Consider the following 14,243-nt stretch of genomic DNA (forward strand, 5'->3'; position numbering starts at 1 on the left):
GCACCGTGGTCTTCCGTCCGCGCCGGGTCCGTGCTGGCCCTTAGACCGCGCCGGGCCTTAGACCGCGCCGGGCCTTCTTACGCAAACGCACGTGCGTTTGTGTAGGGAATGGGGGTCGACCACGCCGAGCCCACGCCGGGTCCGCAAACGCACGTGCGTTTGTGTAGGGAGTGGGGGTCGACCACGCCGGGTCCGGCCAAGTCCGCAAATGCATATGCATTTGCGTGGGATGCAGAGGGAACGTCGCATTCGGACGCAAATGCATATGCATTTGCGCGGTGGGGTTGGGGGCGGGTGGGGTGGTGGGCGGGGTTGGGGGTGCCGGCACGAGGTGGGCAGCAGGAAGACGGCACGAGGAAATATTTTCGTGTCGGAGGGAATTGATACCTTCGCGAGCACGTTACTTGAGTCTACGACGCTCAATCTCTGTAGGAGGATCTTCAATGCCGGCATTCTTGGGACCAGATGGCGCCCGTCGCATCGATATCAGTCGTCTGATGAGCAGGTCGACCCAGTCGCTCATCGGCGACGCGGCCACATTCGCATCCGGACGCGGTGACGCCGAGCTCGATGCACTGCACGTTCTGGCTGTCATGGCTCAACAGGACCCGACGCGTGGTCTCATGCAGCGCGCTGGAGCGCAGGCTGCTGCCGTCGTCGACGCCGTCGAGCTCAGGCTCCCGCAGTCCCACGGCGAGTCCTCGACCATCGCCAGTGCGCTGAGCAGCACACTCAAGACGGCGATTCTCGAAGCGCATCACATCGCTCAGTCATTGGGGTCCACGTACATCGATCCCGAACACCTTTTCGTGGCGTTCGCGGCCGATCAAGAGCACATCGCCGGACGGCTGCTGGCGTCCGAGGGCATCACTCCCGACGGCCTGCAGACCGCCCTCAAGGGCGGGTCCGTCGAGCCGTCGTCGGACTCCGAGACCCCGACGCTCGACAAGTACGGCGTCGACCTCACCCAGCGAGCTCGCGAGGGCGGCGTCGACCCCGTCATCGGCCGCGCCGACGAGATTCAGCAGACCATCGAGATCCTGTCTCGGCGCACCAAGAACAATCCTGTTCTGGTCGGTGAAGCGGGCGTCGGCAAGACAGCCGTCGTCGAAGGCCTGGCGCAGCGCATCAACGCGGGCGACGTCCCCGACCGTCTGCTGGGCAAGCGCATCGTGCAACTCGATCTGGCGTCGATGGTCGCGGGCACCCGTTACCGCGGTGATTTCGAGGAGCGGCTGACCACGGTGATCGACGAGATCGTCGCGCACAAGGATCAGCTCATCGTGTTCATCGACGAAGTTCACACCATCGCCGGTGCGGGCGGCGGCGCCGAAGGTGCCATGGACGCCGGAAACATACTCAAGCCCAAGCTCGCTCGTGGTGAGCTGCACATCGTCGGCGCCACCACTCTCGACGAGTACCGCACGAACATCGAGAAGGACCCGGCTCTGGAGCGTCGTTTCCAACCGGTCACGGTGCCCGAACCGAGTGTCGACGACGCCGTCGCCATTCTCTCGGGACTGCGCAGCCGATACGAAGAGCATCACGGCGTGAAGTACACCGACGAGGCGATCAGCGCTGCCGTCGAGCTGTCCGATCGCTACATCGGTGACCGTTTCCTGCCCGACAAGGCGATCGATCTGATCGATCAAGCAGGCGCTCGCGCGCAACTGAGCCGTCCGAGCGTCGACGTCGCGGCCGTCGAGGAGCAGCTTGCCGCACTCGTCACCGAGAAGGAATCGGCCATCGCGGAGGAGGACTACGAGCGCGCATCGACACTGCGTGACGACATCTCGACTCTTCGGAACCGGATGAACGGCATCTCCGACGAGGACACTCCCCAGGTGACCGCCGAGGACATCGCGGACATCGTCTCTCGTGCCACCGGCATCCCCGCGAGCCAGATGACGCAGGAGGAGAAGGAACGCCTACGCCGACTGGAATCCGAACTGCACCAGCGCGTCGTAGGACAGGACGAGGCCGTCCAGGCGATCGCCCGCGCCATTCGCCGCAGCCGGACCGGAATGAGTGACCCTGACCGTCCCGTCGGCAGCTTCCTGTTCCTCGGCCCGACGGGTGTCGGCAAGACCGAGCTCGCGAAGGCCTTGGCTGCATCGCTTTTCGGTGACGAGAAGAAGATGCTCCGCCTCGACATGAGCGAGTTCGGTGAGCGGCACACCGTCAGCCGCCTGGTCGGTGCACCTCCCGGCTACGTCGGCTACGGCGAAGCGGGTCAGCTGACCGAGCAGGTTCGCCGCAACCCGTACTCGGTGGTGTTGCTCGACGAGATCGAGAAGGCCCATCCCGACGTCTTCGACACGCTCCTGCAGGTGCTCGACGACGGCAGACTCACCGACGGACAGGGACGCACGGTCAACTTCCGCAACACCGTGGTGATCATGACGAGCAACCTCGGTTCCGACATCATTTCGAGCAAGTCCGGCGGAACCGGATTCAACACCGGCGCCCTGGACGAGAAGCCGCTGCGCGCACGAGTGATGGGCAGGCTACGTGAGGCGATGCGGCCGGAGTTCCTCAACCGGATCGACGAGATCGTGGTGTTCCGCAAGCTCGACACCGAGCAGCTGTACCGCATCACGGATCTGATGCTCCAGGAGAGCCGGGAGCGGTTGTCGGCGAAAGGTATCGACATCTCCTTCAGCGACTCCGCCGTCGACTGGCTGGCATCGAACGGCCACCAGCCCGAGTTCGGGGCACGGCCGTTGCGTCGGTCCATTCAGCGGGCACTCGACGACCGAATCGCCGACCTGCTGCTCGACGACATCCTCACCGAGGGCGGCTCGGTGGCCGTCGACGTCGCCGGAGACGAATTGGCCCTGAACGTAGGCTGACTACGGCTACGCTGCCCCTGGTATTTCGCTGCCCGTGATATTCCTAGGATGTCACGGGCAGCGAAGCCCACTACCCCAGCGGCGAAGGAGAATTCAGTGACGAACGAGAATTCAGTGGCACAGGCGTCTTCGTACATCTCGAAGCAGGACGATCTGAAGATCAGCACCTACACGTGGCCCACGTCGGCAGTACCGGTTCGCGGGGTTGTCCAAATCGCGCACGGCCTGGCCGAGCACGGCAGCCGATACGCCCGTTTCGCTTCCGCGTTGAACGACGCCGGATTCCACGTCGTCGCCTCCGATCACCGCGGTCACGGATCCACGATCGCGGGTACACCGGGAGACCTCGGGCCACTCGGCTTCCAGGCGCTGTGGGCCGACATCGAACAGCTCGGCGAAGCGCTGTTGAACGAATACCCGGACCTGCCTCTGTTTCTGTTCGGCCACTCCATGGGTTCCTTTGCCGCTCAACATGTACTGATCGAACGCTCGGACCTCTACGCGGGTGTCGTCCTGTCGGGATCGTCGGCCGTCGACGTTCTCGCCGGCAATCTCGCCGACGCCCCGGCCGGTGACCTCAGCGTCTTCAACGACGCGTTCGAGCACCGCACCGGATACGAGTGGCTCTCACGCGACGAAGCCGAGGTCGACGCATACGTCGCCGACGCACTGTGCGGATTCGACCTACCTGCCTCGGCTGTTCCCGCCCTGTTCACCGAGGCCGACAAGTTGGCCGATCCCCGCAAGCTGAGCGAGGTTCGTTCCGATCTCCCACTGCTGATCACATCGGGTTCCGACGACCCACTCGCCGGCGGCGGTCAGCTCGTCGAACTTCTCGGATCACGCTATCGCGAGGCCGGATCGAGCGACGTCACCGTGACGATCTACCCCGGTGCGCGTCACGAGATTCTCAACGAAACCAACCGCGACGAGGTCACCTCGGACATCATCGAGTGGCTGACCGCCAGGGCCTGATACGAACGAACGTGGCTACTGTGGACAGAGTGGCCCACACCCGCCGACCCGATCGTTCGACCCCACCGGACAAAACGTGTACCTCGTGTGGTCGGCGTATCGAGTGGCGCAAGAAATGGGAGCGAAACTGGGATGACATCGAGTACTGCAGCGACAGGTGCAGAAGGAACAAGGTGACATCCTCGGATCACGAACTCGAGGACAAGATCCGCGAGCTGCTCGACTCCCGGTCACGTGACTCGACGATCTGCCCGTCGGACGTCGCTCGGGCGATGTCCGACGACGGGTGGCGCGAGCTGATGGAACCGGTCCGCCGCGCCGCGCGCCGCATGGTCGACGCAGGCGAAGTCGAGATCACGCAGAAGGGAACCGTCGTCGACCCGTCGACGGCGAAGGGGCCCATCAGAATTCGCTGGAAGCGGAATTGAGCGTCACAGCCGCGGGAGCGGAGGCGGATTCGCCTCCAGCAGCGCCAGGATCGTTCTCAAGTCTTCGTCGGCGCGGCTTCTGGCCTCGTCGCCCCCTTGGAGGGAACGCGTCGGCCCCATCTCGGTGACGAGTTCGAGCACCATCGTCGCCATACGCGCGGTTGCCTTGCAGTACACGTCGTCCGACGGTAGCCCGAGCCGCTCGGCGACCGCCTGCTCCAGCAGCGTCCGCTCGTTGATGAACGCCATCAGCAGTCTCGTACCCAATGACGGGGTCTCGTCGAGCACTCGGTAGATCTGCGCCATCCGGTCGGCGCCTGCGCGCGGGGCCACGAGAAGCGCGCGGACAGCATGCCCCAGCCCGATCTCCAACGGCTCGTCCCCCGGACGCGCGCGCAACTCGCCTGCCATCTGACCGTTGAGTTCGAGAGGACCGAGAACCAGCAGATCCTTGCTCGGGTAGTAGCGGTAGAGCGTGGTGGTGCCGACCTCTGCCGTTGCAGCGATCTCCTCCATCGTGGTCCGGTCGTAACCGCGGTCGAGGAACAGCGAGAACGCAGCGTCGAGAATCAACTCGCGCGTCTGCGCGGCGTGCACTTCCCGTAGACCCATGTCTGCAATGTAGCAGTAGGCACCCATTCGGTAGTAGCTACTACCCTGGATGTGGTTGTACTTTTGACTATAGATTCTCCGATTAGATCAGGATGATTGCAACTGTTCTCCTTCGGCAACACCCCCGTTAGGTTTCCTGGCGAATGCCGTTCACCACGGCCACTCGAAATGCAATCTCTGTTGGGGGAACTCGAATCCGATGCGTCACAGACCAATACACCGAAGAATTCTTCGTACAGTCACTCTGGCCACGGCAGCCGTCGCGGCCGCAGCACTCGTGACGGGCTGTGGCAGCTCCTCCTCGGAAGCGACGACCACCGGGGACGGCAAGACGGTGTTGCGGTATCAAGGCTCGGCCAGCCAGGTCACCTTCCCCGAACTGGCCGAAGGGCTCGGCTACTTCGACAAGGTCTCGCTCGACTGGGTCGGCGACACCACGAGCGGACCACAGGACATTCAATCCGCTGCCACCGGGGACACCGATTTCGGCGGCGCGTTCAACGGGGCCATCGTCAAGCTCGCCGCGGCCAAGTCACCGGTCGAATCCGTCGTCTCCTACTACGGCGCGGACAAGGAGACCTTCAACGGCTTCTACGTTCTTCAGGACAGCCCCATCCGATCGGCGCGCGATCTGATCGGCAAGAAGGTCGCGATGAACACACTCGGCGCCCACGCTGAATTCGTGATCCGCGAGTGGCTCTCGCAGCAAGGGCTGTCCAAGGACGAGATCTCACAGGTCGAATTGACCGTTGTGCCGCCCGTGAACACCGAGCAGGCACTCAGGCAGGGTCAGATCGACGTGGGCACCCTCGGGTCGGTGTTCCGCGAGACGGCCACCGAACGCGGCGGGCTGCGAGAGTTGTTCACCGACGAATCGCTCTACGGAACCTTCTCCTACGGCAGCTACGTGCTCCGCAAGGACTTCATCGAGGCCAACAAGGATGCGGTGGGCGACTTCGTTCAAGGCGTGGCCAGAGCGATCCGCTGGACCCAGACAGTTCCACGGGAGGTGGTCATCGGCAAGTACCGAGAAATCATCGCCCAGCGTGGTCGCAACGAAAATCCCGACCTGGTCGGCTACTGGAAGAGCTCGGGCGTCGCACCAGGCGGAGTGATCGCCGACGAAGAGATTCAGATCTGGATCGATTGGCTCCGACGCAACGAGGATCTCGGCGACGACATCGAAGCCGGCGACATCTACACCAACGAATTCAATCCGTACTCGAACGGCACCTACCCGGAGAACAGCGATGCAAACGGCCAAGCATTGGGGACATCCAAATGACAACGACGGAACCGAAGCTCGTACTCGAAGGCGTGACCAAGCAGTTCGCCGCGCGCGGCGCGCACGAGATCTTCACCGCGGTCGACGGCATCGATCTCGAAGTCGCGGCAGGTGAATTCCTCGTTCTCGTCGGTCCGAGCGGATGCGGGAAGTCGACGCTGCTCGATCTCCTCGGTGGGCTCACCGACGCCACGTCCGGCCGCATCCTTCTCGACGGCACACCCATCCACGGTCCCGGACTCGACCGCGGCATCGTGTTCCAGCAGTACGCGCTTCTCCCCTGGCGGACGGCCCGACACAACATCGAGTTCGGGCTCGAAGCCAAGGGTCTACCGAAGAAGGAACGCCGGGAGATCGCGCAGAAGTATCTCGAGCTGGTCGGGCTCGAATCGTTCGCCGACCGATTTCCCCACGAGCTGTCCGGTGGCATGAAACAGCGTGTGGCCATTGCACGCAGCCTGGCCTTCGACCCGGAGGTCTTGCTGATGGACGAGCCGTTCGCCGCACTGGATGCGCAGACGCGCGAATCTCTGCAGGACGAGTTGCTTCGCATCTGGAAGACGACCGGCAAGACCATCGTCTTCATCACCCACGGCATCGACGAGGCAATCTACCTCGGCCAACGCGTCGCAGTCCTGACCTCGCGACCGGGGCGTATCAAGACCATCGTCGACGTGGACATCGACCGAGACGTACCCGACGTCCGATCCGACGCCAAGTTCAGATCACTCCGCCACCACGTGTGGACTCTGCTGCACGGTGAGGTCGAGCGTGCACAGTCCACCGAACTCGAAGCAGCGGGAGCGTGACATGGTCGACGTAGCAGCATCACCCGGTTCCACCACCTCTCGCGCGGTCGCGGTACCCGCCCTCTCGCGTGGTCGGCGTTGGTCGGCCGTGGGCTGGCGATACACCAAACCGCTGATAGCGATTGCGGTGTTCCTCGGCATCTGGGAGGCCGCGCCGCGGCTCGGCCTCGTCGACGAGGTGTTCCTGCCCCCATTTTCGGTCGTCGCCGACGCCTTCGTGGAACTGGTGACGAACGGGCAGCTGTGGGAACACTTGTCCGCCAGCCTCTCTCGCGCGCTCACCGGATTCGCCATCGCCATCGTCATCGCGATTCCGCTCGGTGTCGCCATCGCGTGGTACAAACCGGTCGCCGAATTCCTGGGGCCCATCCTCGAGTTGTTCCGCAACACCGCCGCACTGGCCCTGCTGCCGGTCTTCATCCTGATCCTCGGCATCGGAGAAACGTCCAAGATCGCACTGGTGTTGTACGCCAGCACCTTTCCGATCCTGCTCAACACCATCTCCGGTGTCCGCACCGTCGATCCACTGCTCGTCAAATCGGCACGGTCCCTCGGCCTACCAGCGGTGAGACTGTTCCAGAAGGTGATACTGCCCGCTGCAGTACCCACGATCTTCACCGGTATCAGGATGGCGGCCGCGTCGTCGATCCTCGTGTTGATCGCCGCCGAGATGGTCGGAGCCAAAGCAGGATTGGGATACCTGATCACCGCGTCCCAGCTCAACTTTCAGATTCCCAACATGTACGCCGGCATCATCGCCATTTCGCTCGTCGGACTGGCGTTCAACGGCGTAATCGTCACGATCGAACGACGCTTCTCGCGCTGGCGTCCCGAAAGCTGAGGGCTTCATGACCGACCGACAACTCCATCTCAACGCTTTTCTCATGGGCGTCGGCCACCACGAGGCAGCGTGGCGACACCCCAGAACCGAGGCCAGGCGCGTACTCGACGTCAAACACTTCCAGGAACTGGCGCGCACCGCCGAACGCGGCAAGTTGGACTCGGTGTTCTTCGCCGACAACCTCGCGACCGGGCCTCGCGTACGCAACAACGCCCCGGCGATCTTCGAACCGATCACGCTGCTCACCGCCATGGCCGCAGTGACCACGCACGTCGGGCTGATCGCGACCGCATCCACCGGCTACAACGAACCGTTCAATCTGGCCCGGAAGTTCACCTCGCTCGATCACATCAGCGGAGGACGGGCGGGGTGGAACATCGTCACCTCGGGCGGTGTCGACGAAGCAGCGAACTTCGGCTACGACGAAGTGCCCGATCATGCCGGACGGTACGACCGTGCCGCCGAATTCGTCGATGTTGCTCTCGCGCTGTGGAACTCGTGGGAGGAGAACGCGCTCGTTCTCGATGCGGAGAGCGGGGTTTTCGCCGACAGCGACAAGGTGCGACCTATCGACCACAAGGGCCCGCGCTTCGCGGTGCGTGGACCACTCAACTCACCGCGCTCGGTGCAGGGACGGCCACTGCTGGTCCAAGCCGGGTCCTCCGAAAGCGGAAAGGACTTCGCCGCGAAATACGCCGAAGCAGTGTTCACTGCGCAGCGCACGCTGGCCGAGGGCCAGCAGTTCTACCGAGACCTCACCTCCCGTCTGGCGCGGTTCGGACGTCGCCCGGAGCATCTCAAGGTCTTGCCCGGCATCGTGCCCTACCTGGCATCGACCGAGGCCGAGGCGATTGCGCTCGAGGCAGAGTTCACCGACCTGATTTCTCCGGAATACTCGCTACGACAGCTCTCCTGGATGCTCGGGACCGACCTGTCCACGCACTCGCTCGACTCACCGCTGCCGGAACTGCCGCCCATCGACAAGATTCGAGGCAACAAGAGCCGCTATCAGCTGGTGAAGAACCTGGCCGAATCGGGAGACCTGACGGTGCGCCAGCTGATCGGACTACTCGGCGGCGGCCGCGGCCACAGGACCTTCGCCGGAACACCCGAACAACTGGCCGACGACATCGAGCTGTGGTTCGACGGCGGAGCTGCGGACGGCTTCAACATCATGCCGCCGTACCTACCAGGAAGTCTGGACCTGTTCGTCGACGAGGTAGTCCCGATTCTGCAGCAGCGCGGCCTCTTTCGCACCGAGTACACCGAGACCACCCTGCGCGGGCACTACGGCCTGGATTCGGTGCCCGCACCGATCACGGCGTCGAACTGATCTCTCGGGTGTATCGCGGTATGTACCGGGCGAGCAATCCAGCTCCGGCGGCGGACATTCCGGATACCACGAAGATTCCGGCCGACAACGGAGCGATCGCGACCACGAACGCGATGGACAGCGGTCCGAGCAGAAATCCTGCGTCATGGGTGAGCCTCCACGCGGCGAGGAATTCCGCCCGACCCGACGGAGGAGCCACGTCGGCACCCAATGTCATGATCACGCCGTTGCCGAAGCCGTTGCCGACCCCCATCGCGATCGCGACGACGGTGAAGGCGAGGATCGACGTCGTCAACGGAATCAGCAGGTAGGACAGGGCGAGTACCAGAATCGACGGGATCGCGACGAAGGTTCTTCCGAACCGATCCATCAGATGACCGGCCGGATAGGAACACACCACGTCGAGCGCCGCACCGACACCGAAGATGAGACTCGCCGTACCCGCGGAGGCACCGAGATGATGCGCCCACAGCGGCAGCACCGCTTCCCTGGACGACCGCGCAACACCGAGCAGCAGTGATCCTGTGCCCAGCGTGGCCAGCAGCCGCACATGCTCACCGAACACGGTCGACAGCGAATGTGGCTGCGGCTGCGCTCCCGAACCCGGTGGGTCAGGCAATCGGGCCATGAGGATTCCGGCCACGACGACAGCGATCAGCTGGACGACGAAGCCTCCGCGAACACCCAGGAACCAGATCGCCGCCGCACCGAGCAACGGTCCGACGAAGAAGCCCAACCGCATCGTGCCACCGAACAGCGACATCGCCCGCGCGCGCCATTCGAACGGCACCGCGAGTGACAGATAGTTCTGCCGGGCGAGCCCCCACACCGAATTCGCGAGCCCGACCAACAGGATTCCCCCGCACAGCCACAGGACGGTGGACGCGACGATGCACAGGAGCGCCCCGGCGGTTGCGATCGAACTGGCGAGGATAACGGATCGGCGTTCGCCCAGACGTGCGACCACCTGGCCTGCTCGGAGATCACCGACGACCTGCCCCAGTCCGACCAGCGCAACCGTAAGGCCTGCCAATGCCACCGAGGCGCCGAGCTCGAGCGCACGCAGAGTGAGCACGGGAGCGGCAGCGCCGGTGCCGATTCCGTAGATGGCGGCCGGGACGTACACCGTGGATCCGAGCGACCGAAGTGGATTGACCGACGCGCTCGATCCCGTCACAGCGTGACACCGAGTGCGACTGCGGTGGAACGTAGTTCCGGAATCACCCGGGCGATCAACCCGAGATCGAGTCTGACGCTCATGGCTTGCACCCCCAGCGACGCCTGCACCCGGCCTGCGCTGTCGAAGACCGGGACCGCGATCGCCGTGATCTCCCGGTACTCCCCCGCCTGCATCACCGCGTAGCCTCGCCGTCGTACGGCAGCAAGGTCGACCGAACCCGGTGTGAGCCGGACTGCGGCCGGTTCGTTCCCGAACGCGAGCAATACCCGGCCCATCGCACTCAGGTGCAACTGCTGACCGCTCGTCGGGAGTTGGTGATCGCAGAACCTCACCGGCGGCCGCGCGGAGTAGACCGTGACCGCCGCGTCGTCGGCGCGCGTGCTCAAACTCGCGGTGATCGCGATTCTCGACGACAGCAAATGTAGGTGCGGCGCAACGTTGTCGAGCTCGATGGGTCTGATGACGGACCCTGCCAGGTCGGTCAAACCGGAGCCGATGCTGTAGAGATCACTCGAATCCCGAGTCAGTAACCGGCCGCGTACGAGTGCCGACGCAATTCGATGCGTCGTGCTCACCGGCAACCCCACTCGCTCGGCGAGCTGGCTGACCGTGAGCGCCGGATTCTCGGAGGAGAACGCGTACAGCACCGAGATCGCCCGCTCGACGGCCTGCGATCCGGTACGTGACTGTGCCGGTGACGTTTTCGGCACAGAATCCCCTCCGGTGGCGCGTTCGCACTTCACACCCGAGACCCTTCCGTACTCGTGCGCGGGAGGGAAGCATTAGGCGCGCCGTGAACATATGTCGGGTCATTCCACAATGCGGAAGTGTTGTTGCAGGCCCCGCAACGGATCTCGATACTTCATCGTCATGACCGTCATCGACAACGACACACACCAGCAGTCAGTCACATTCGCGCCAGTCGCAGGCCATATCGGAGCCGACGTGCACGGTATCGACATCGGGCAGGAGTTGACACCCGATCTGGTCGAGTCGATCACCACCGCGCTTCACCGTTACAAGGTTCTGTTCTTTCGGAACCAGAACATAGGGCACACCGAGCACATTGCGTTCTCCAGGAATTTCGGCCGCGTCACGGCGTCGCACCCGTACGACGACGATGCGCCGACCGAGGCTCCGGAGATTCTCGCGGTGGACAACCGGCTCTACGAGAAGCGGTTCGGCAGGAAGGCCGCCGGTTACACCAGTGCATGGCACACCGACATCTCGGCGTTGATCAATCCCCCTGCGGCGTCCATTCTGCGGGCGGACATCGCTCCGGACCGGGGTGGCGACACCAGTTGGACCAACCTCGCCGCCGCCTACGCCAACCTCCCGGACGCGCTGAAGGAGTTCGTCGACGGTCTTCGGGCCGAGCACCGGTTCGGAGGCCGCGCACCGGTATGGAGCACCGACAGCGACTACGGCAAGAAGGTCGCCGCAGCGCCGCTGATCACCGAACACCCCGTGGTACGTGTCCACCCGGTGACCGGTGAGAGGATCCTGTTCGTCAACCCGGGATTCACCGTTCGTATCGTCGGCCTGACGCCGCGGCAGAGCGACGCAGTTCTCGAATTGCTGTTCGACGAGATCGAGAATTCCGCGCATACCGTCCGTTTCCGTTGGGAGAAAGGATCGGTGGCATTCTGGGACAACCGAGCAACGGCACACCTCGCACCCACCGATGTGAACCACCTCGATGTCACGCGAGTGCTCTACCGCACGACCCTCGAAGGAGACATTCCGGTCGGCATCGACGGGGTCCCGTCCACGTCGATCTCCGGTGATCAGTTCTTCGGATCGTGACATGATCCGGCGAAAAGCTATGCGCTCCTTGGTCGTGACGATTGCGGCGACGGTACTGGCGGTGAGCGTCGTCGCGTGTGGGGATTCGTCCAGCCAGCCGAATGCCGACGGCAAGACAGTACTGCGATACCAGGGTTCGCCGAGTGCCGTCCGGTGGCCAGAGCTGGCGGAGTCGCTGGGCTACTTCGAGAACGTCGAGCTCGAGTGGGTCGGCGACACCACATCCGGACCGCAGGACATTCAATCCGTGGCCACAGGCCAAACCGAGATCGGTGAGGCGTTCAACGGTTCGGTCGCCAAATTGCAGGAGGCAGGTTCGGCGATCACGGCCGTCGTGTCCTCGACAGGCTCGGACGACGAGACGTTCCAGGGCTACTACTCCCTCGAGGGAAGCGGAATCGACTCGGCCCGCGACCTCATCGGCAAGAAGGTCGGGATCAACACGCTCGGTGCGTATCACGAATACGCGATCAAGGAATGGCTTCACCGCGAAGGCTTGACCGAGGACGAGATCGGCCAGGTCGAGTTCCTCGTCGTACCCCCGATCAACACCGACCAATCGCTGCGGCAGCGCCAGATCGACGTCGGCAACCTCGGAGGCATCATCAAGGATGTCGCGCTCGAGGCAGGTGGGCTGCACGAGATCTTTCGCGACACCGATCTGATCGGCAGTTTCAGTATTTCCACTGCAGTACTGAGAGACGACTTCATCGAGAAGAACCCCGACGCCACGGCCGACTTCGTCCAGGGTGTGGCGCGGGCGATCCGATGGGCGCAACTGCGCCCTCGCGAAGAGGTCATCGGCAGGTTCACCGACATCATCTCCGGCCGCGGCCGGAGCGAGAACACCGACTACGTGCAGCATTGGAAGAGCGCAGGTGTCCCAGCACCGGGAGCCGTCATTGCCGACGACGAGTTCACCCTGTGGGTGGACGAGGCCGTGCGGCTCGGTGAACTTCCGGCGGACCTCGACGTCGCGACGTTGTACACCAACGAATACAACCCATACGCCAACGGCCGCTTCGAGCCCGACGCGGACGAGAACGGCAACCCGATCACCCAAGGAGCGAAACCATGACCGCTGTGTTGAACGACTCTTCGGCCCCGTCCACCGACTCGCTGGTGATAGCGCCGATCGCGGGCTACATCGGAGCGGAGGTGTCCGGTATCTCGCTGGAGCACGAACTCTCCGTGGATGTCCAAGCGGCACTGCGCGATGCGCTGTACGAGTACAAGGTCCTGTTCCTCCGCGACCAGAAGATCGGACACGCGGAGCAAATCCGCTTCACCGGCTACTTCGGACCGGTAACACCTGCCCATCCGCTCGGATACACCGACAAGTCGCCTGCCGGCTTCCCGGAGATTCTCGAGGTCGACAGCAGGATCTACGCCAAGCGATCCGGTTCGAGCAAGTACAGCTATGCGAGTTTCTGGCATCAGGACGTCACCGCATTGATCAACCCGCCCGCGGTCACCGTTCTGCGCGGCGAGCTGGTGCCCGAGGTCGGCGGGGACACCACGTGGGCCGATCTCGGTGCCGCCTACGACAACCTGCCGGCCTCGCTGCAACGGTTCCTCGAAGGTCTGTATGCGGAGAATCGCTTCGGTGGGCGCACACCTCGCTGGGCGGGCGGTTCGGAGTCGGAATCGCTGACTCAGGAAACCCGAATAGTCTCCGAGCACCCCGTCGTCCGTGTACATCCTGTGACCGGTCAACGCCTGATCTACGTCAATCCAGGCTTCACCAGCCGCATCATCGGGGTCAGCCCGCGTCAGAGCGACAAGATTCTCGATCTGCTGTTCGAGGAGATCACCGATCCGGCGTACACCGTCCGTATTCGGTGGACTCCGGACAGCCTCGGCATCTGGGACAACCGGGCCACGATCCACCAGGCCCCCACCGACCTCGATCATCTCGACGTCGTGCGTGTGCTGCACCGAACCACCGTCGAAGGCGATGTACCCGTTGGCGTTTCGGGTGAGCGGTCCAGATCGATCCACGGCAGCGAGTTTCGCGCCCCCGCACCGGCCTGATACCGACGCCGAACTGTACCCGCGGCGCGGCCGCACCCATCGCACGCGGTGCGGCCGCACCCATCCAGGCGGTGCGGCCGCCTCCGCA

At 63.8% G+C, this 14,243-nt stretch carries 13 protein-coding genes and 1 pseudogene; 11 read left to right on the forward strand and 3 right to left on the reverse strand.

Going from position 1 to position 14,243, the window contains the following annotated elements; genetic code table 11:
- The first annotated feature begins 443 nt into the window (after positions 1 to 443).
- The 4 genes and pseudogenes from RY1_RS14055 (at position 444) to RY1_RS30625 (ending at position 4,255) form a co-directional block, all read left to right on the forward strand.
- On the forward strand, positions 444 to 2,852 hold the full coding sequence (locus tag RY1_RS14055) for an ATP-dependent Clp protease ATP-binding subunit (RefSeq protein WP_072804185.1): 2,409 nt from the start codon (positions 444 to 446) through the stop codon (positions 2,850 to 2,852).
- A gap of 96 nt (positions 2,853 to 2,948) precedes the next feature.
- A complete protein-coding gene (locus tag RY1_RS14060; RefSeq protein ID WP_245819658.1) occupies positions 2,949 to 3,827 on the forward strand; it encodes an alpha/beta fold hydrolase in 879 nt (292 codons plus the stop codon).
- 29 nt (positions 3,828 to 3,856) lie between these two features.
- Positions 3,857 to 3,985, forward strand: a pseudogene (locus tag RY1_RS30620) (DUF2256 domain-containing protein); the annotation flags it as partial.
- A 15-nt stretch (positions 3,986 to 4,000) separates the two neighbouring features.
- Positions 4,001 to 4,255, forward strand: a complete 255-nt coding sequence (locus tag RY1_RS30625) for a DUF3253 domain-containing protein (protein WP_245819666.1) — start codon at positions 4,001 to 4,003, stop codon at positions 4,253 to 4,255.
- Positions 4,256 to 4,258: 3 nt separating this feature from the next.
- Here RY1_RS30625 and RY1_RS14070 read toward each other — a convergent pair whose 3' ends face one another.
- Positions 4,259 to 4,867, reverse strand: a complete 609-nt coding sequence (locus RY1_RS14070; protein ID WP_072804187.1) for a TetR/AcrR family transcriptional regulator — start codon at positions 4,865 to 4,867, stop codon at positions 4,259 to 4,261.
- A gap of 199 nt (positions 4,868 to 5,066) precedes the next feature.
- Between RY1_RS14070 and RY1_RS14075 the strand changes: the two genes are divergently transcribed.
- Genes RY1_RS14075 through RY1_RS14090 form a run of 4 tightly spaced genes read left to right on the forward strand, consistent with a single transcriptional unit; the run spans position 5,067 to position 9,135 of the window.
- On the forward strand, positions 5,067 to 6,152 hold the full coding sequence (locus RY1_RS14075; RefSeq protein ID WP_072804188.1) for an ABC transporter substrate-binding protein: 1,086 nt from the start codon (positions 5,067 to 5,069) through the stop codon (positions 6,150 to 6,152).
- Positions 6,149 to 6,961, forward strand: coding sequence for an ABC transporter ATP-binding protein (locus tag RY1_RS14080; RefSeq protein WP_072804189.1), 813 nt, complete (start codon positions 6,149 to 6,151; stop codon positions 6,959 to 6,961). Before RY1_RS14075 ends, RY1_RS14080 begins: the two co-directional genes overlap by 4 nt.
- 1 nt (position 6,962) lies before the next feature.
- Positions 6,963 to 7,802: an ABC transporter permease gene (locus RY1_RS14085; RefSeq protein ID WP_072804190.1), complete on the forward strand. Its 840-nt coding sequence runs from the start codon at positions 6,963 to 6,965 to the stop codon at positions 7,800 to 7,802.
- A 7-nt stretch (positions 7,803 to 7,809) separates the two neighbouring features.
- Positions 7,810 to 9,135 carry an LLM class flavin-dependent oxidoreductase gene (locus RY1_RS14090; RefSeq protein WP_072804191.1) on the forward strand — a complete coding sequence of 442 codons (1,326 nt, stop codon included), beginning with the start codon at positions 7,810 to 7,812 and terminating at the stop codon, positions 9,133 to 9,135.
- Here RY1_RS14090 and RY1_RS14095 read toward each other — a convergent pair.
- Both RY1_RS14095 and RY1_RS14100 read right to left on the reverse strand, forming a co-directional pair.
- Complete coding sequence (locus RY1_RS14095) at positions 9,119 to 10,312, reverse strand: MFS transporter (RefSeq protein WP_072804192.1); 1,194 nt, start codon at positions 10,310 to 10,312, stop codon at positions 9,119 to 9,121. The two genes, RY1_RS14090 and RY1_RS14095, sit on opposite strands and share 17 nt — an antisense overlap.
- Positions 10,309 to 11,025 (reverse strand): IclR family transcriptional regulator, encoded by a 717-nt coding sequence (locus tag RY1_RS14100; RefSeq protein ID WP_072804193.1) that lies wholly within the window; start codon positions 11,023 to 11,025, stop codon positions 10,309 to 10,311. The genes RY1_RS14095 and RY1_RS14100 overlap by 4 nt, the downstream gene beginning before the upstream one ends.
- Positions 11,026 to 11,185: 160 nt before the next feature.
- Between RY1_RS14100 and RY1_RS14105 the strand changes: the two genes are divergently transcribed.
- The 3 genes from RY1_RS14105 to RY1_RS14115 are packed head-to-tail and all read left to right on the forward strand — an operon-like array spanning position 11,186 to position 14,155.
- Positions 11,186 to 12,121, forward strand: coding sequence for a TauD/TfdA dioxygenase family protein (locus RY1_RS14105; protein ID WP_072804194.1), 936 nt, complete (start codon positions 11,186 to 11,188; stop codon positions 12,119 to 12,121).
- Position 12,122: 1 nt separating this feature from the next.
- Positions 12,123 to 13,199, forward strand: coding sequence for an ABC transporter substrate-binding protein (locus RY1_RS14110; protein ID WP_072804195.1), 1,077 nt, complete (start codon positions 12,123 to 12,125; stop codon positions 13,197 to 13,199).
- Positions 13,196 to 14,155: a TauD/TfdA dioxygenase family protein gene (locus tag RY1_RS14115; protein ID WP_072804196.1), complete on the forward strand. Its 960-nt coding sequence runs from the start codon at positions 13,196 to 13,198 to the stop codon at positions 14,153 to 14,155. The genes RY1_RS14110 and RY1_RS14115 overlap by 4 nt, the downstream gene beginning before the upstream one ends.
- Positions 14,156 to 14,243: the final 88 nt, after the last annotated feature.

It is taken from the genome of Rhodococcus yunnanensis NBRC 103083, from assembly GCF_001895005.1.
GTDB classification, from domain to species: domain Bacteria; phylum Actinomycetota; class Actinomycetes; order Mycobacteriales; family Mycobacteriaceae; genus Rhodococcoides; species Rhodococcoides yunnanense.

Bases quoted from the DNA above. Each gene is read 5' to 3' on its own strand.
- RY1_RS14055 (WP_072804185.1), top strand. From the start codon at position 444: ATGCCGGCATTCTTGGGACCAGATGGCGCCCGTCGCATCGATATCAGT.
- RY1_RS14070 (WP_072804187.1), bottom strand. From the start codon at position 4,867: ATGGGTCTACGGGAAGTGCACGCCGCGCAGACGCGCGAGTTGATTCTC.
- RY1_RS14075 (WP_072804188.1), top strand. From the start codon at position 5,067: ATGCGTCACAGACCAATACACCGAAGAATTCTTCGTACAGTCACTCTG.
- RY1_RS14080 (WP_072804189.1), top strand. From the start codon at position 6,149: ATGACAACGACGGAACCGAAGCTCGTACTCGAAGGCGTGACCAAGCAG.
- RY1_RS14085 (WP_072804190.1), top strand. From the start codon at position 6,963: ATGGTCGACGTAGCAGCATCACCCGGTTCCACCACCTCTCGCGCGGTC.
- RY1_RS14090 (WP_072804191.1), top strand. From the start codon at position 7,810: ATGACCGACCGACAACTCCATCTCAACGCTTTTCTCATGGGCGTCGGC.
- RY1_RS14105 (WP_072804194.1), top strand. From the start codon at position 11,186: ATGACCGTCATCGACAACGACACACACCAGCAGTCAGTCACATTCGCG.
- RY1_RS14110 (WP_072804195.1), top strand. From the start codon at position 12,123: ATGATCCGGCGAAAAGCTATGCGCTCCTTGGTCGTGACGATTGCGGCG.
- RY1_RS14115 (WP_072804196.1), top strand. From the start codon at position 13,196: ATGACCGCTGTGTTGAACGACTCTTCGGCCCCGTCCACCGACTCGCTG.